This is a genomic window from Microbulbifer maximicatervae (SeqCode) (assembly GCF_052466985.1).
In genome coordinates this window covers 2,201,212-2,217,908 of sequence record NZ_CP174298.1, presented here as the reverse complement: position 1 = coordinate 2,217,908, position 16,697 = coordinate 2,201,212, and the positions used below count along the sequence as shown (strand labels likewise).

The window sequence follows — 16,697 nt, the reverse complement described above, 5'->3', positions numbered from 1 at the left end:
GAGGTTTGGTCTCAACGAAAAGCGCCAGGTGGTCACAGAAAGTCACGTCCAGTAGCCATGCACTTCATCTTGAGGAGGGGGTATTTAGCCTGGATGACCCCAAAGCGATAGCCAAATCCCTGAAGAGTGCAGCTGAGGCCAGTCAGCAGCGCAAATCAGAGCCTTTCCGCTCAGCCATGTCTATGCTCACTTTTTATATCAACCGTGCGGGCCACCACCTACCTGCGCGCAGGCGCAGAATCCTGGAGGCTGCGAAAAATGAATTGCGTGAGCTTTATGGGCGTCCGCGCCGGCATTGAGCCGGCGCAGGGTAGAGGCGATGAAGTCTTTTAGGGGGCTAGGCAGGGCAGGCAGCGCACGTAGAGTCCGCGTGGGTCGCGGAAGCTCTGCAGTTCGCCGATTGGTGCCAAAACCGGTTGTAAGCTGTTTAACCAGGCGCCGAGTGGCAGGTTTGCCTCAAGGCTGGCGGCGATACGTGCATCCACATTATCGCTCAGGGCGCGCAGGAATCTTTCGCCGGGAGTCAGCTCGCGCTGGATCTCTATTACATCGTATTCTTCGATCTCAGCAAGCTGTGCGGCGTCGGCAATGGCGTCGTTGAGATTGCCCAGGTCGTCTACCAGCCCCAGGTTTTTAGCCGCGCGACCGGTCCAGACCTGGCCCTGGGCAATTTTGTGCACTTCCTTGGGAGTGCTGCCACGGGACTCGGCCACAATTCTCAGGAACCTGGCGTAGGTATTATCAACTCCCTGTTGCAGGATACTGGCGGCTGCCTCGGGTAGGGCACGATCCAAGCGCATGCTGCCGGCCAAGTCTGAAGTGCCCACACCATCGGTATAAATACCCAGTGCCTCAAGCGAATCCTCGAAGGTCGGGAAGGCGCCAAATACGCCAATGGAGCCTGTCAGGGTTGCGGGAGAGGCCCAGATTCGATCGCCACCGGTAGCAATCCAGTAGCCTCCAGATGCGGCCAGACTGCCCATGGAGATAACGACAGGGATATCCGCTTCGCGGGTGGCGAGTAACTCTTGTCGAATTGCTTCTGACGCGAAGGCAGAACCGCCGCCACTGTCAATGCGCAGAACCAGTGCATCAACTTCTTTTTTGCGCGCCTGTGCGATTAGTTCTCCCAGGCTTTCGCTGCCGATTCTGCCGGCGGGGGCACGGCCATCGACAATAGAACCGCTTGCCGTGATTAAGGCAATCTTATTGGGTTCTTTCTTGGCGGTGACTTCGCTGAGCTTTTGGCTGCGCAAATAGGTGAGGGCATCGATGGCTTTATAACTGCGCTCATCATTCTCATCTTCACCGATGGTTTTGCGTAATTCCTGCACTGCCATATTGCGGTTGGCGAGTTGGTCGACCAGTTTATTGGCCAGAGCAGTACGTGCCCAGTCGCCCTCATGCTGCTGCAGTTTCTGGGGTAACTCATCGATAAATAGATCGATGCTCTCAGTTGGCAAGTTGCGAAGGCCGGTTACCTGTTCGGTGTACTCACTCCAGAGTTCATGCAGCCAGCGCTGGTTATTCTCACGGGAAGCCGGAGACATGTCGTCGCGAGTATAGGGTTCGATAAAATCCTTGTAGTCGCCAACGCGGAACACATGGAAATTGACTTTGAGCTTTTCAAGTGCGCTTTTATAGTAATTCCGATAGACGCCAAAGCCGGTGAGCATCACGGAACCCATTGGATTCAGGTACACCTTGTCGGCGTGGCTGGCGAGGAAATATTGCGCCTGGGTGTAGTTATCACCCACCGCGTAAATGGGCTTGTCGGCAGCCTTGAAGCGCTGCAGGGCTGCGCCAATCTCGTCGAGCTTGCTGAGACTGCCGCCGACCATATTGTCGAGCTCCAGCACCAGTGCGGAAATGCGTTTGTCCTGTGCGGCTTTGTCGATAGAGTCGACAAGATCCTTAACCCTGATTTCCGCTGGCCCCTGGGAGCCGCCGAAGAAAATCGGTAATCCGCTGGGCTGGCTGAGCTCATCTACCAGAAATCCACTCGGAGCCACGCGCAGGGCCGCGCCTTGTGGGACTACCAGCTGTTCGTCCTTGCCAAAAATTGCGATACCCAGGAATACCAGTATTAACAGGAATACCAGGTTGGTAAACACTCGCCTCAGCCAGGTAATTGAGCCGCCAATGGCACCAAAAAAGCTGCGGAACAGTCCTTTCTCATTGGATGAATCAGTCAAACCTCAAAACTCCTTAGTGCGCTGAGGGGCAAGCGTTGTCTATTTATCAGTTACAAAATCATTAGCAATGTGAGTATTGCCGGTGGCTATTGCATGCGATGCCAGCGGCTGCTCATCATTGATGAAAAGAATAGGATAAGGCTAAGGACTACCAGTACGCCATCCTGCCAGCCGCGTGTAGGCATCATTACGTCGACAATACTGGCAGTGATATACAGCAAAAGAATAAAACAGAGCCACAGATAGCTGCGATAGTGCTGCTTTAGTAACCCAGGTAGTACCAACAGCAGTGGTATGGTCTGCAAGCACCACAGGAACAATGAGCCGCCTTCGAGGAATAGATTCCAGACGACAAACAGTACGAGCATGCCGATATAACAAATCCAGTTAATTCGCAGCGCTATCTTGAGCTTGCGCTGTACAGAATCGTTCACACTTTATCCTCTAGTTGTCGCCGTTATGCGAATTATCCAGCGTCTGTGCCAGGCTGCCGACTCGCTTGCCCAGTGCCCGGCACAGGGTTACTTCGTCATCGGAAAGCGATGTGGCATGTTCACCGGACCAGTGTGAGGCACCATAGGGTGTGCCGCCAGTGCGGGTGCGCATTAAGGCGGCTTCGGAGTATGGGATGCCGGCGATTAACATGCCGTGGTGCAGCAGGGGCAGCATCATGGATACCAGCGTAGTTTCCTGACCACCGTGAAGACTGCCAGTGGCGGTAAATACCGCAGCCGGCTTACCGGTAAGGCTGCCATCGAGCCAAATATCACTGGTTTGGTCAAGGAAATAGCGCAGCGGAGAGGCCATGTTGCCAAAGCGGGTGGGGCTGCCCATCAGTAAACCGGAGCAATTGCGCAGGTCCTCGATTGTACAGTAGGGGGCACCTTCGGTGGGTACCGGCGGCTCGCTGGCTTCAGTGTCTGGGGATACGCCGGGCACGGTGCGCAGGCGAGCGGTAATCCCGCTGGCCTCTACGCCGCGAGCCAGTTCGGTGGCCATACGCGCCGTGGCACCGGTGCGGCTGTAGTAGAGGATGAGGACATAGCCTTCGTTGTCCCGATCCATCAGATCAGCCCCAGTACATTTTCAGGGGGCCGTCCTATCACTGCTTTGTCGCCTTTTATAACGATTGGACGTTGGATCAAAATAGGGTTTTGAGCCATTGCGTCAATTAACTGGGATTCGGCCAGATCTTTGTCTTTCAGGTTTAACTGCTTGTAGGGCTCTTCACCAGTGCGCAACAACTGTCGTGCATCAATATCCAGTTTGTGCAGTAACTTCTGAATATCCTCGGCAGAAGGTGGGGTTTGTAGATAGAGAACCACCTCCGGTTCAATACCGTTATCCTGCAATAGCTGTAGGGTTTGGCGGGATTTTGAGCAGCGGGGGTTGTGGTAAATCGTCCACATTGTGGCGGCATCCTGTTACTGTTTGGCGTATTCTAACCGAAGAATGTTGCGGAGTTCTAAGGCGCTTCTGAATAATTCCCCCAACGTCCTGCGGGGTTTTCGGGAGCTCCTTGGCTATTTGGGGCAGTAATACTGCGGCCTGGGCGAGATGTTCAGGCATAGAGAGATCACAATGAGAAGCACCGTAAAGGATTGGGGAAACCACTGGCTGCGCTTTGCGACGTCACTGTGGAAACTGTTTGATGAAAAGGATTGTCGGCAACGCGCGGCTGCTCTCACTTACCTGACACTGTTTGGCATAGTTCCCCTGGTGACGGTGAGCTACGCCATGTTGTCACTGTTTCCCGACTTTGCCGGCTTGCAGAGTAGGTTACAGGATCAACTGTTCACCCACTTTTTGCCTCAGAGTGGGCGCGAGATCCAAAAATATATCAGCAGTTTTTCCGAACAGGCACAGCGTTTGACTGGCGTTGGTATCGCGATGCTGATTATTACTGCGGGTTTGACCCTTCGCGGTATCGAGGGGACCTTTAATTCTATCTGGGACGTCCAAAAAGGCCGCAGCGGCGTTTCGAGTTTTCTTTTGTACTGGGCGATATTGAGTCTCGGTCCAATCCTATTAGGGGCGGGACTGGCGACAAGTACTTTTGTCTTTTCACAAAAATTTTTCTTGGGTGGAGCGGATTCCTTTGAGGTAACTTCGTTGTTATTCAGGATTCTACCGTTTGTTTTCAGCTCCATAGTTTTTACCCTATTGTTCATAGCTGTGCCCAATTGCTATGTCCCGTTGCGCCACGGAATAGAGGGGGGGATCATAATCTCGATTGTTTTCGAGGTTATGAAGTACTTATTCGGCTTGTTGGTAGCGCGGAGTTCGGTCCAGGCAATCTATGGGGCATTCGCTGTTGTTCCCCTGTTCCTGCTTTGGATTTATTTGATGTGGATACTGGTATTGGCCGGCTGTGTGTTGGTGCGCACACTATCGGTTTATCAAGCTGCGACCCAGGAGCGGGAGCATTCTGACCTGGTTGCCCTCCTTATTGTTCTCTGGCAGATGTATAAGAAATGCGCGAAGGGGAGGCCTCTGAAGGAGCGAGATATTTCCCGTATGGGAATCAAGTTTGTTCAGTGGCGAAGGTTGCGGAATATCCTTCAGGCTAATCGTATGGTGACCCAGACTGATCGCAATGATTATGTTTTGCTGAGGGACCTGAATACGGTGTCCCTGGTTGAATTGGCAGGTTGGCTGAGTTCGGATTGGATGCCCAGTGGAATTCCTGCGAGTCTGGATGGATTGCCCTGGTATGGAGAGGTAGAGCAACGCTTTGCCAATGCCAGAGAGTCAACCCGGGAGCAATTAGGTATCACTGTTGGAGAGTTGTTCCTGGAGGCCGAGCAAAAGGAAGCTGAAGATAAGCCCCTTGAGCTGGGCCACGACGGCGGGACTGATGATAAGCAAACAAACTCTGAAAGCGGGGGAGAAAGTGGGCCTGATGAAAATAGTCAAAGTGAAGATGGCAAGAGCAGCAGCGGTCACCTTTCTTTTGTTGGTATGCGGAATAAGCGCCTGCGCTAAAGACGATAAATCGCTTCTAGCCATTGATGGGGAAGAGTTGGATGTATCGGGTAAGGTTTTGCTGGTTAACTATTGGGCAGAGTGGTGTAAGCCCTGTCGAGAGGAGATCCCGGTCCTTAACCAACTGGCCGACGGTAACAACAATGTCGTTGTTGTTGGGGTGAACTTCGACAATTTACCGATTGCGGAAATACAAAAACAGGCGGATAAGTTGGGTATTACTTTTCCCGTTCTAGTGGCCGAACCGCAAGGGCGCTGGGGGCAGGAGAAGCCGGAGGTGCTGCCTTCTACGTTCATTATTGGTACCGATGGTCGCTGGCATAAAACATTGGTTGGGCCGCAGGATAGAGACGACTTCATTTCGGCTCTCAATCTATAGCGAGTACTAATGGAGTGCTGGTAAAAGCCGGCGGGGTAACAGTGGATTATTAGAAGCTCCCAAACTTTATAAAACTATAACTAACACATCTATAGGCTTGTGGCGGATCGCTGATAGCATGCCGCCACTTTCCCCTTTCGTTCCGGGTGGGACCCAGACCTTATGCATATCAGTTCATTTGCTTTCCTGCTTCTATTTATTGTTTTTATATACGGACTTTTTCGCTGGCAGCGAGGCCGTGACTCCCTCGCACCAGCAGTGCTGGCAGGCCTTATTCTTGGGGTTATCTTTGGAGGCACCCTGCAACTGTCTCGCGGATGGGGGGCTGCACCCGCAGAGGTGATACCTTGGGTAGAGATGATAGGGGACAGTTACGTAAATCTATTGTATTTACTCGTGATGCCCCTGGTGCTGACTTCCATATTAGTGGCGGTAGTTAAAGTCAGCCATACCCAGGCGCTGGGCAAAATCAGTATTTCAGTCCTGGGGGTGCTATTGGGAACAACGGCGGTGGCCGCTCTAATTGGCGTGGCTATGGCCGAGCTATTTGGTTTGTCGGCTGCGGGATTGGTTGAGGGTTCCAGGGAAGCTGCGCGAGTGGAAGTGCTGAATGAGCGCATTGGCAAGGTCACAGACCTTTCCATTCCTGAGATTATTACCTCTTTTGTGCCGCGCAATATTTTTCTGGACCTGACCGGGGCTCGCTCTACTTCTGTTATAGCGGTGGTTATATTCGCGGTGCTTTTAGGGTTGGCAGCCTTGGCGGTTCGCCGTGAATTTCCCGAAGAGGGCGCAGCGATTGAGCGCTTCGTTCATGTGGCTCAAGTCTGGGTTATGAAGCTGGTGCGACTAGTGATGGCTTTTACCCCTTACGGCGTGATGGCTTTGGTTACCGGCCTGATCGCTAAATCCAGTATGGGGGATATTCTTAACTTATTGAGTTTTGTACTGGCCTCCTTTACGGCTATTGGTTTGATGTTCCTGGTGCACGGTCTGCTGCTACTGATTAATGGTATCAATCCACTGCACTATTTCACCAAGGTATGGCCGGTGCTGGTTTTTGCCTTTAGCTCCCGCTCCAGTGCTGCAACTATTCCCCTGAATGTCGAGACTCAGGTAGACCAGCTGCGTACGTCTCCAGCAATTGCCAATTTCTCTGCATCTTTCGGTGCGACTATTGGGCAAAACGGCTGCGCCGGCATTTATCCGGCTATGCTGGCAGTGATGGTGGCAGTGCCGATGGGGATCAATGTATGGGACCCGGTATGGATCGCTACTTTAGTGGCGGTTGTAATGATCAGTTCTTTCGGTATAGCGGGCGTTGGTGGCGGGGCGACCTTTGCAGCCTTGGTGGTATTGCCGGCGATGGGGTTGCCAGTCACTATCGCGGCTCTGCTGATTTCTGTTGAACCTCTGATTGATATGGCGCGAACCGCGCTGAATGTTAACGGCGCTATGACTGCTGGCACCCTGACACAACGCTGGCTCGGTGATGAAGTGCCCGGCCCGGAAGTTGTAGAGGGTTGAGCAGAGAACGGTACTTTGCGCACCGATTATTTTTGTCTTCTGATTTTGCCGATTTTTCATAGGAGTCCTGTCAACCAGCTCTAGTGCCTGACGTTATAGTCAGTGCTGTTAACGCATTGAGTTTTTTGTTCACGGAACTGGAGCAACTTATGAATAAACTGATAGGACTGTCAGTACTGGCGCTTAGCCTTGGTTTTCCCCTCTCGCTGCAAGCTGAAAGCAGTGAGGATGATGGACATGATCGCGGCGACCGTATCGAAAATCGTCTCGACAGAAAGGGGGATCGCATTGAAGAGCGCCTTGATGATAAAGGTGATCGTATTAATGAGCGCTTGGACCAGCGGTCTGAGCAGGCTGCCGCTAATGGGAGAGACAAATTAGCTGCACATTTAGATAAAAAAGGTGATCGTATCGATAGGCGCCTGGATAACAAAGGTGAGAAAATAAACGAGCGCCTCGATAAAAAAGGCGAGCGAATAGATAATAGATACGATCGGAAGAACGAACGCGGCGAGCGGACAAAAAAGCACCATCGTAGATCCCGTGACAACAATAACGATTAGTGATTGTTGGTTGTAGCAGGCATTATCTAGTGGGTTGCGGCAAACTAAGGAGCCTCTGAATAATTCCGTGATATTTCTATAGTCTTGGAAGACTGCAGTCGCTAGGCGCAGCCTGCTGATAAAGGCCTTAGTCCTTTGCAAGAGCTATGCAGTAGCTGGGGCCTTCTAAGTCTGTCCTACGGGGATTTCAGAGTGGTTCATACTCTGCGCTGCGACTTCTCGAAAGGTTTAAACACTCCTGTGAAGCTGCGCCTAGACTGTGAGCTGCCCTGACAGGCAAAGAAATATCACGGAATTATTTAGAGGCTCCGCAATAGCCGTAGAAGGATTGCATCCTCGTCAAGGGACCTCAATCGGCTTTTATGGATCAGTTTCTCGCTTCAGTTGAAAAGCGGGCATTCACTATGGCGAAATATGCTGTAGGGGACCGTGATGATGCGCTGGATATAGTTCAGGACTCTATGCTTGCACTCGTCAAAAGCTATAGCTGCCGAGACCGTGCGGAGTGGCGCCCATTATTTTTTACCATTCTTAATAACCGCATAACCGATTGGCATCGTCGCAAGAAAAACCTGTCCCGTTGGCAGCTGTTGAAAGATAAACTTCCTATTAATAGCGAAGGCGATGAATGGGATCTGAGTGAATTTCCCGACCCCAACGGCCGCAGCCCGGATAGTGTCCTAATCGGTGAACGTACGATTGATGCCATTGACCGCGCCATTGAAAAGTTACCTCTGCGTCAACAGCAGGCTTTTTTGTTGCGCTGCGTTGAAGGCTTTAATGTCAGTGAGACAGCAGGGGCTATGGCTTGTAGCGAGGGAAGTGTGAAGACTCACCTCTCTCGAGCATTGCGCAGCCTGCGGGTTCATTTGGAGGCGATGGAATGAGTAATTTAGAAAACAATTCATCGACTAACGAGAAGCGTATACTCGGAGCGGCCAGTGCCGCTGTTATACGTAGAGAGAGATCGCTCGATACGGAAACCCTGGCTGAGTTGCGGCGAATCCGCTCCGCAGCGCAAGATCAAAATAATAAAAAACGGTACTTTTCACTCAATACCTTGTATCCATACCTTCCAGTTGCAGCGGCTTCTGCCGCAGTGCTATTTCTTGCTCTATGGTGGCCCAGTTCTGTTATCAATAATGAAAGTCGTACAGAGCTGCTAGTGAGTGGTGATTGGCTGCTGGATGAAGATATGGATATCGAGATGATTGAGGATATGGAGTTTTATCAGTGGTTGGCGGAGGAGTTGGATGGGCACTCTTCGTAGTGTTTTATTCATCATATCTATGTGTGCGCTCGTATTTCCAGGTACTACCGAGGCGGAGGAAGCTGAGCCTCTGCCGGAGGAATTCCTGTTATTCCTGGAAGAGTGGGTCGATGAACAAGGTGATGTCGTTATCCCTGAAGATCCCGAGTTGGTTCAAGGTCCCGGGCAAACCCAAGAAGGCACCAAAAGCAAAGATATATGGCTGGGGGACAGTCATGATTAAAACCCTGGTCGCAACTTGTTTGATGGCAGCCTCTCTGATTTGGGCTGGTATGGCGTGGTCGGTGGAGTGGAAAAGCCTAAGTGATAGTGATCGCAAGCTGTTACAGGGCATGGAAGAGCGCTGGCCCAACATGTCTGATAGCCAGCAGGAGAGGTTGTTGCGGGGTGCGCGTCGATGGAACTCAATGAGCCCTGAGCAGCGTGACAATGCTCGGCAGCGCTATGAAAAATGGCAGTCTCTGCCCCAGGAACGCCGTAATCAGCTGCGGGAATCTTATCGACAGTACCGTGCCCTGCCGGAAGGCAGACGTGAGAGTATCCGTGAGGCTCGTGAGAGATATCGGCAGATGTCCCCCGAACAGAGAGAGCAAGTGCGCGAGCGCTGGCGGGAAGCTAGGGGCGATAGGAGTGAACCGCAAAGGCCCAGGGGTGATAGGGCTCGGGGAGAGCGAGCGCAAGGGGATAGACTCAGGGAAGATGGGCCTAGGAGGGATAGGTCCGATGAGAATAGACCTAGAGGAAACCGGCACAGAGAAGACCGACCAAGGGGCGACCGGGCGAGAGGAGATAGGCCCAGAAGGGAGCACGAAAGGGGGAGAAGGCACCAGGATTCTCGGCCTAGGCGTGATCGAGAGGCCAGTGACCGACGAGAGGGTGATGAGGAGACTGATAGTTCATCTGGGGCTCCTGAATAGTGCCCTGCCATTCAAATTCCAATCCTGAGAGGCTGGCTTATCGTTTTACCTCGCTGCTACGCTGGTACGACAGTGTAATTCAGCGTCTATTCAGATCATCTTAAGTAATCTGGCTCCCGTTGATGACTAGCGGGAGATATATCGTGCAACTATACAAACAGCTAATCGCGGGTGCGGCAGTTGCGGCACTGGTGGGTCTAAGTTCTACTGCCAGCGCGGGCCCCCGAGGCTATGCTGCGGGTGGCTATGATTATGCGCGAGTTACCGAGGTTACTCCCGTCTACACCGATGTTCAGGTTGTTACACCGACGACTCAGTGTCGCGATGAACAGGTTGCCTATCGCGAGCCGACTTCCCCGGCAGGTACTGTAGTGGGGGGACTTATAGGTGCTGCAATCGGCAATAACTTAGGCGATCACGGCCACCGTGGACGCTACGGTTATCATCGCAGTCACAATCGTGGCGGCGCCACAATCGCAGGGGCTTTGGTGGGCGCCCTGGTAGGTAACCAGATCAGCCGTGCCAATGCTCCAGTCCACTATGCAACAGAGTCCCGTTGCCATGTTGTAGATGAATACTCTACAAGAAGGGAATTAGTCGGATACGATGTCCGCTATCGGTATAATGGGCAAGTTTACTTGACTCGCACTGACCATCATCCGGGCGATAGAATCCGGGTCCATGTCGACGTCTCACCGGCTCTTTGAGCCCGGTTGAGGGCGGCAGGGAGTTTATAAAGGGTGGAAAATTGGATATCCACAGGAGCCGCGCCGTGAAACTGAATCGTACCTTACTTGGCTTTATTGCTTTTACCGCTGTGTTTTTGCCGGCGCTCTGCAGTGCCACGGTACACAGCTACCCCGCTTATGAGCGGGAGAGTTTCCAGCCCCACTTTCTTCGTGTTCAAGGGGGAGAAATCTCAAGGGATCGGGCTGCTTCAATCGTAAAACAACGCTTTGGTGGAAAAATTCTCGCCATTTCTGAGACCAAAAAACAGGGGCGAGCCGTGTATCGGGTGAAGGGACTGTCGGCCAAAAGCCAGGTTTATGTGGTGTTTGTCGATAAACAGAGCGGCCGTATATCCCGCTAGCAGAATAATTGCGAGCCGCAATAAGGTAATTACTATGCGCGCACTATTAGTTGAAGATGAAGCATTACTGCGGCAGCAGCTGGCAGAGTCCCTGCGCACGGCCGGGTACACCGTTGACGAAGCCCCCGATGGAGAAGAGGCACTTTATCTGGGAAGGGAATATCCCTATGACGTGGCAGTAATGGACCTGGGTTTACCCAAAATTGATGGTATCCAGGTTATTGAAACACTGCGCCGTGAAGAGAAGCATTTTCCTATCCTGATTTTAACGGCTCGGGGACACTGGCAGGAAAGGGTCTCCGGCCTGGAAGCTGGCGGGGACGATTACCTGGTAAAACCCTTCCATACTGAAGAACTGCTCGCACGGTTGAATGCCCTGGTTCGCCGTTCCGCAGGTTTCTCATCGCCGACGATTAAAGCCGGACCTATCGTTCTGGATACCAGTGCGCAACGGGTTAGTGTGGATGAAGTTGAATTGGACCTGACTTCGTTTGAGTACAAGGTACTTGAATACCTGATGCTACATCCGGATGAGGTGGTGTCAAAAACTACCTTGACAGAACATATCTATGAGCAGGACTGTGACCGGGACAGCAATGTGATAGAGGTGTTTATTGGACGCCTGCGGAAAAAAATTGATGCGGCAGCCAAGCTTAAGCCTATCGAGACTTTGCGCGGGCGCGGCTATCGCTTTGTGATTCCGCAGTGAGATCCATCAATTTCCCCCTGCTTTCCTATATTCTGGGTTCCTTAAAGGGGCGTCTGGCCCTGGTTACCAGTTTTGTGCTGGTCGGCTTTATTCTTCTTATCTCTGGAGTCCTTGAGCACGCCTACCGCACGTCCCTGAATGAAGCCAAGCAGCGGGAGCTGCAGGTCTACATTTACACCCTGCTGGCGGTTGCTGAGCCGGAAGGTAAAACCCTGATTCTGCCCCCGCGTTTGCCCGAGCAACGCTTCAACCAGCCTGATTCCGGCTTGGTGGGCGCTGTTATTGATCGGGAGGGTGAGATTATCTGGCGTTCGGAGTCAGCCCTGGCAATGCCGCAGCTGGAGTTCTATCCGCTTTCCCAGGGGCAGCAGTCCTATTCGCAGGTATCGGTTCCGGGAGAAGAGGGAAGTTATAGCAGTTTCCGCCAAGGGGTTGCCTGGGGGCTGGAAGATGAAAATTTGTTTACCTTTGCAGTGCTCGAGGATGCGGCCCCGCTACAGGCTCAAGTGGGGCAGTTTCGCTCAACCATGTGGCACTGGTTGGGGTTGGGAGCATTGTTATTAATCCTTGCACAGTGGTTGGTTCTGCGCTGGGGGTTTGCCCCGCTGACAGCCCTGGCTAATGCGCTTCAGGAAATGCAGCGTGGGGGTGCTGATCGATTGGAGGGTAATTTTCCTCGGGAGCTACGCCCACTGACAGATAACTTAAATCTGTTGATTGAAAATGAGCGCCGCCAGAGAGAAAAAACCCGGCATACATTAGCTGACCTGGCCCACAGCCTGAAGACGCCATTAGCGGTATTGAAAGGTCTCAAATTTTCTGGAGATTCAACAACCGCCGGCAAGACGCTAACGGATCAGGTGCAGCGGATGGACAGTATTATCAGCTATCAACTGCAGCGGGCAGTAACCAGTTCGCCGAAATCCATTATACGGGGGACACCAGTCGCGCCACTGCTCCATAAAATACTGGATGCGCTTGAAAAGGTGTATCGCAGTAAGCCGTGTGATGTCGAAAGTTCCTGTGCTGAAAACACCCTGTTTTATGGTGACGAAGGTGACCTGATGGAAGTCCTGGGTAACTTGCTGGATAACGCTTATAAATATGGTGACGGGAAATTATCGGTTGCCGTTGAGAATATGGAAGATACTCGCAAACTGTCTATTCGGGTTAAAGACAATGGCCCAGGGCTGGACAGTGAGAAATGGCAAGCGGTTACCCAGCGGGGCGTTCGTGCCGATGAACAGCAACCTGGGCAGGGTATTGGACTTGCCGTGGTAGTGGATATTGTTGAGAGCTATGAAGGGCAAATAAATGCGGCCCCTCTTCCTCAGGGAGGTACGGAAATTACGGTACAACTGTAATTTCCGTTTTGCTCGACAAGTCGTTTAACTAGAACCAATTTTCCTGCATGTCGAAAGGAACGCTATTGCCTGATTTCAGCAGTGCGATAGCTGTCACTGTTTTTGGCAGCTCCCATTCAAAATAGTATTTCGCAGTGTGTAATTTACCCAGGTAAAAATCCTGAGCTTCACTGTTAGGATTCTTTTCCAGTGCTTTTTCAGCGATAACTGCCTGCTGCAGCCACAACCAGGCGACTACGGTACAGCCAAATAAATCCAGGTATAGGGTGGCATTACCCAGGCCGCGATCCACATCTTCCTGAAGCTGGGAGAATAATGCAAAACTTGTCTCATCTAATTTTTCCAGGGCTTCTTCCAGCATTTTGGCCATAGATTCGAGCTTAGGTTTATCCCTGGCCTGCATAATCGTATTGCGGATCTCTGCCTGTAACAATTGGTAGCCAGCAAGATTTTTTGACGGTACTTTCCGGGCCAGTAAATCCAGGGCATGGATGCCTTCTGTACCTTCGTGAATTGCGTTAAGGCGATTGTCTCGATACAACTGCTCTACCGGGTATTCACGAATATAACCCGCTCCCCCCAAAACCTGAATCGCCAACTCATTAGCTTTTAGGCAGTACTTGGAAGGCCAGGATTTTACTACGGGAGTTAGCAGATCGAGCAGTGTTGCAGCATTGTTGCGCTGCTCTTCTGTAGGAGCTGTATGCTCATCCTCGTAAAGTGAGGTGGCATAAATACTCAAGCTTAAGCCACCTTCAGAATAGGCTTTTTGCATCAGTAGCATACGGCGAACATCGGCATGCTGGACGATAGGGACCTGTTTGGATTCAGGATCTCGGTTAGAGGGCATACGTCCTTGTGGGCGGCCCTTAGCGTACTCAAGAGAGTAAGTGTACCCCTGGTATCCAAGTACAGAAGCGCCAGCTCCCACACTGATACGGGCTTCATTCATCATTTGGAACATATACTTCAGGCCCTGGTGGGGTTCACCGATCAGGTAGCCTACAGCGCCACTGTCCTCACCAAAGCTCAATACCGTTGATGTGGTATTGCGGTAGCCCATTTTATGTAGCAGGCCTGCGAGTTTTACATCATTGCGTTTTACTGGATTCCCCTGCTCGTCCAGAAGGAATTTGGGAACCAGAAAAAGTGATATTCCCTTCACACCTGCGGGTGCGCCTTTAATTTTTGCCAGAACCAGGTGAACGATATTCTCAGTGAGGTTTTGATCGCCACCAGAAATATACATTTTCTGCCCATGAATGCGGTAGCTGCCGTCTTCTTCTGGTACGGCGCTAGTGCGAATGTCTGACAGCGCGGAGCCCTGATCCGGTTCAGTTAGTGCCATAGTCCCGGCAAAACGCCCGTCCAACATTTGTGGAAGGAATTGCTTTTTAAGCGACTCACTGGCGAAAGTGCGAACCAGATTGGCCGCGCCTATGGTCAAGAACGGGTAGCTAGCACTGGCAACGTTTGCTGCAGCCATATAAGCGAGTGCTGTGCGCAGAATAACTTCTGGCAATTGCAGCCCGCCTTCCTCAGCATCACAGTGAGCGGCAAGAAATCCTGCAGAGGCAAAAGCATCCCAGGACTGTTTGGTTTCTTTGATAACGCTGACGTTTTCACCATCAAAGCTCGGTTCAATTTCATCGCCTTTGGCGTTGTGATTAGCGAAAAACTTTTCTGCAATGGTGTGTGCAGTATTCAGTGTTGCATCAAAAATTTCACGGGAATGCTCACTGTACCGAGGGCGATTGATTAGGGCCTCGGTATCTAAAAATTCGTAAAGCAAAAAATCGATTTCACGCTCGTTGAGCAGCTGATGGGCCATGTTTACCTCTTACATTATTCTTTTTGGGTAATCCGTTTAATTTCCAGGTAGTTTTCCATTGAATATTTTTATGCTGGAACACTACGATTCAAGTGTATATGTAAACGTGGAGAGGGTGCACTGGGCAATGACTGATTCTATGAATAGACTTGGCGATTATTAGAGTGCTTTTACTCGGATATTCTTTGAAATACTGGTGCTGCTTCTGCAACGGGCTTTGGTACCACCTTGCGCCACAGTTGGGAGGATAGTTCAGCTGGGCTTTGTCGGCACCCGGAAGCAATCCAGTTGCCCAGTGATTGAGCCACATCAGGCCAAACTATCCGAAGTGGAGGGGGGCAGTTGGCTAGCCACTTGTCGATCGTATAGGCATTTATCTGTTTTACGATTGTGGCCAGTTTGAGCTGATCGAGCGCTTTGGCATTGGCTTCCTGCTCAAATTGATTGGCGAGAGGCCTGCTGAGAATGGGTTTTCCCAGAGCCAGGGTTTCAGCCAATAATTCAAATCCGCTATTGCAGATTACTGCTTTAGAGGTTGCCAGATCCTTCTGAAAGCCATTAATTGAGGGGGCCTTAACTTGAATATTACTAGAGGTAGGTAAATTGTGGGGTATACCGTAGACGATAAACCGATAGGGCAGCCTGGAAAGTTCGTCCAGCATCGGAATAGGCTGTTCGAAAGGCAAGTAAACTAGAATATGTTCACCCAACTCCTGGGAGAGTTCAGGTTTCTGAGGGACGATTGGCGGTAGTATTGGGTTGCCGAAGTGGTGCCAATGCAAACCGATACTCTCTTGTGTTGGGGCAAATGATCTTAGTACTGTGCGGGATGCCCACTTATTTCGAGGTGCAGGGATCGGGAATTCAAAGGCGTATTGATGGCCGATACCGATGCTGCGTTTTTTCTTAAATTTCGCTGCCCAGGCCGTAACAGGTTCATAGTCACTGATAATTAAATCAAAATTATTAACCGGCAGTGTTCTTATATCCTTGATGATTCTTACTGCATTGATGTTTCGCAGTGTTGCGAAACTATTCAAGCGGCCATGACTGTGGATAAAAGTCATTCCCTCCCGCCACCAATAGTCTCCAAAAGAAGACATCTCAAATAAGCTTTCTCTAGGACGGCCTGAAAACAACCACTGGACCTCGAGATTTGGATACTTTTCGAATTGCTTAGCCAGCGCACGGGAGCGACTGATGTGCCCATTGCCCGTGGATTGAACGCCGTAAAGTATCTTCATATAAAGGCAGCACTCACAATTAAACTGACACTGGTCCCCAAAATAGCGCCGGCACAAATATCAGACGGGAAATGAACTCCCAGGCCAACCCTGGCGGCTCCGACCCCGGTGGCCCAGATATAACCGAAGCTCCACATGGGGCTCACCTGTATAGACATCGCGGTTATAAATAGGAAGGCGCATGAGGTGTGGCCCGACGGTAAGCTGAAACGATCGTGCGCCACAATTACGGGACGCATGCCCGGGATTGCTTGAGGTGGACGAAGTCGTCGTGTCGTGTTTTTTATCCCCCAGTACAATCCGCGCTCCAAGGCAACTGCGGTACATGCCAAGTACAGCAGTTGAATGGCTGAATTGAGCCATACATAGGTGAATAAAAGTGCCCCGGCTGCCCACCCATCCCCAGATTTAGATAGCCACAGATAGCGCCGGCGAGAGCTGGGGCGTGATGCCCGCTCAACCATATACAGCACTATGGACACATCAAAACTCTTTAGATTCATCGGTAAGCCTCGCATGCCGACAAGTTACAAATCGATTATTGCACGGACTTGACCGATTTATGTCGCAATAATGAAATCTTGACCAGGCGGGAAGAATAGAATGAAAGAGCTTATTTCAAA

Annotated in this window: 20 protein-coding genes; 13 read left to right on the top strand and 7 right to left on the bottom strand. The window is 51.4% G+C overall.

Annotation, left to right across the window (positions count from 1 at the left end; translation table 11 throughout):
- Positions 1-5 precede the first annotated feature (5 nt).
- A complete protein-coding gene (locus tag ACJJI3_RS09810; protein WP_444942299.1) occupies positions 6-299 on the top strand; it encodes a DUF3175 domain-containing protein in 294 nt (97 codons plus the stop codon).
- A 30-nt stretch (positions 300-329) separates the two neighbouring features.
- On the opposite strand, the gene sppA is transcribed toward ACJJI3_RS09810, so the two are convergent.
- The 4 genes from sppA to arsC all read right to left on the bottom strand — a co-directional run bounded on the left by sppA (position 330) and on the right by arsC (position 3,604).
- On the bottom strand, positions 330-2,195 hold the full coding sequence (gene sppA, locus ACJJI3_RS09805; protein ID WP_444942298.1) for a signal peptide peptidase SppA: 1,866 nt from the start codon (positions 2,193-2,195) through the stop codon (positions 330-332).
- A gap of 86 nt (positions 2,196-2,281) precedes the next feature.
- Positions 2,282-2,629, bottom strand: a complete 348-nt coding sequence (locus ACJJI3_RS09800; RefSeq protein WP_413664962.1) for a DUF2069 domain-containing protein — start codon at positions 2,627-2,629, stop codon at positions 2,282-2,284.
- A gap of 10 nt (positions 2,630-2,639) precedes the next feature.
- Positions 2,640-3,260 carry an NAD(P)H:quinone oxidoreductase gene (wrbA, locus tag ACJJI3_RS09795; RefSeq protein WP_444898064.1) on the bottom strand — a complete coding sequence of 207 codons (621 nt, stop codon included), beginning with the start codon at positions 3,258-3,260 and terminating at the stop codon, positions 2,640-2,642.
- The gene (arsC, locus tag ACJJI3_RS09790; protein ID WP_444916543.1) at positions 3,260-3,604 is read right to left on the bottom strand and encodes an arsenate reductase (glutaredoxin); all 345 of its coding nucleotides are present in this window, start codon (positions 3,602-3,604) and stop codon (positions 3,260-3,262) included. Before arsC ends, wrbA begins: the two co-directional genes overlap by 1 nt.
- A 172-nt stretch (positions 3,605-3,776) precedes the next feature.
- Between arsC and ACJJI3_RS09785 the strand changes: the two genes are divergently transcribed.
- The 12 genes from ACJJI3_RS09785 to ACJJI3_RS09730 all read left to right on the top strand — a co-directional run bounded on the left by ACJJI3_RS09785 (position 3,777) and on the right by ACJJI3_RS09730 (position 12,999).
- Positions 3,777-5,180 (top strand): YihY family inner membrane protein, encoded by a 1,404-nt coding sequence (locus tag ACJJI3_RS09785; RefSeq protein ID WP_444905921.1) that lies wholly within the window; start codon positions 3,777-3,779, stop codon positions 5,178-5,180.
- Positions 5,098-5,559 (top strand): TlpA family protein disulfide reductase, encoded by a 462-nt coding sequence (locus ACJJI3_RS09780; RefSeq protein WP_444894511.1) that lies wholly within the window; start codon positions 5,098-5,100, stop codon positions 5,557-5,559. Before ACJJI3_RS09785 ends, ACJJI3_RS09780 begins: the two co-directional genes overlap by 83 nt.
- Positions 5,560-5,721: 162 nt before the next feature.
- Positions 5,722-7,086 carry an L-cystine transporter gene (locus tag ACJJI3_RS09775; RefSeq protein ID WP_413664966.1) on the top strand — a complete coding sequence of 455 codons (1,365 nt, stop codon included), beginning with the start codon at positions 5,722-5,724 and terminating at the stop codon, positions 7,084-7,086.
- A gap of 149 nt (positions 7,087-7,235) precedes the next feature.
- Positions 7,236-7,649, top strand: coding sequence for a hypothetical protein (locus tag ACJJI3_RS09770; protein ID WP_413664967.1), 414 nt, complete (start codon positions 7,236-7,238; stop codon positions 7,647-7,649).
- Between the two features lie 362 nt (positions 7,650-8,011).
- On the top strand, positions 8,012-8,536 hold the full coding sequence (locus ACJJI3_RS09765; RefSeq protein ID WP_444912518.1) for an RNA polymerase sigma factor: 525 nt from the start codon (positions 8,012-8,014) through the stop codon (positions 8,534-8,536).
- The gene (locus ACJJI3_RS09760) at positions 8,533-8,919 is read left to right on the top strand and encodes a hypothetical protein (RefSeq protein ID WP_444916544.1); all 387 of its coding nucleotides are present in this window, start codon (positions 8,533-8,535) and stop codon (positions 8,917-8,919) included. Before ACJJI3_RS09765 ends, ACJJI3_RS09760 begins: the two co-directional genes overlap by 4 nt.
- Positions 8,903-9,142: a hypothetical protein gene (locus ACJJI3_RS09755; protein ID WP_444898060.1), complete on the top strand. Its 240-nt coding sequence runs from the start codon at positions 8,903-8,905 to the stop codon at positions 9,140-9,142. The genes ACJJI3_RS09760 and ACJJI3_RS09755 overlap by 17 nt, the downstream gene beginning before the upstream one ends.
- Positions 9,135-9,836 (top strand): DUF3106 domain-containing protein, encoded by a 702-nt coding sequence (locus ACJJI3_RS09750; RefSeq protein WP_444942297.1) that lies wholly within the window; start codon positions 9,135-9,137, stop codon positions 9,834-9,836. The genes ACJJI3_RS09755 and ACJJI3_RS09750 overlap by 8 nt, the downstream gene beginning before the upstream one ends.
- 143 nt (positions 9,837-9,979) lie before the next feature.
- Complete coding sequence (locus tag ACJJI3_RS09745; RefSeq protein WP_413664972.1) at positions 9,980-10,543, top strand: glycine zipper 2TM domain-containing protein; 564 nt, start codon at positions 9,980-9,982, stop codon at positions 10,541-10,543.
- 65 nt (positions 10,544-10,608) lie between these two features.
- Entirely contained in the window at positions 10,609-10,926 is a 318-nt protein-coding gene (locus ACJJI3_RS09740) for a PepSY domain-containing protein (protein ID WP_282931896.1), read from the top strand.
- Between the two features lie 34 nt (positions 10,927-10,960).
- Positions 10,961-11,635: a response regulator transcription factor gene (locus tag ACJJI3_RS09735; RefSeq protein ID WP_282931897.1), complete on the top strand. Its 675-nt coding sequence runs from the start codon at positions 10,961-10,963 to the stop codon at positions 11,633-11,635.
- Complete coding sequence (locus tag ACJJI3_RS09730) at positions 11,632-12,999, top strand: ATP-binding protein (protein WP_444942296.1); 1,368 nt, start codon at positions 11,632-11,634, stop codon at positions 12,997-12,999. Before ACJJI3_RS09735 ends, ACJJI3_RS09730 begins: the two co-directional genes overlap by 4 nt.
- A 28-nt stretch (positions 13,000-13,027) precedes the next feature.
- Here the strand turns inward: ACJJI3_RS09730 and ACJJI3_RS09725 are convergent, their stop codons facing one another.
- From ACJJI3_RS09725 to ACJJI3_RS09715, 3 genes are all read right to left on the bottom strand, one after another.
- The gene (locus ACJJI3_RS09725) at positions 13,028-14,830 is read right to left on the bottom strand and encodes an acyl-CoA dehydrogenase (protein ID WP_444942295.1); all 1,803 of its coding nucleotides are present in this window, start codon (positions 14,828-14,830) and stop codon (positions 13,028-13,030) included.
- 170 nt (positions 14,831-15,000) lie between these two features.
- Positions 15,001-16,074: an MJ1255/VC2487 family glycosyltransferase gene (locus ACJJI3_RS09720; protein ID WP_444942294.1), complete on the bottom strand. Its 1,074-nt coding sequence runs from the start codon at positions 16,072-16,074 to the stop codon at positions 15,001-15,003.
- On the bottom strand, positions 16,071-16,577 hold the full coding sequence (locus tag ACJJI3_RS09715; protein ID WP_444898054.1) for a phosphatase PAP2 family protein: 507 nt from the start codon (positions 16,575-16,577) through the stop codon (positions 16,071-16,073). Before ACJJI3_RS09715 ends, ACJJI3_RS09720 begins: the two co-directional genes overlap by 4 nt.
- Positions 16,578-16,697: the final 120 nt, after the last annotated feature.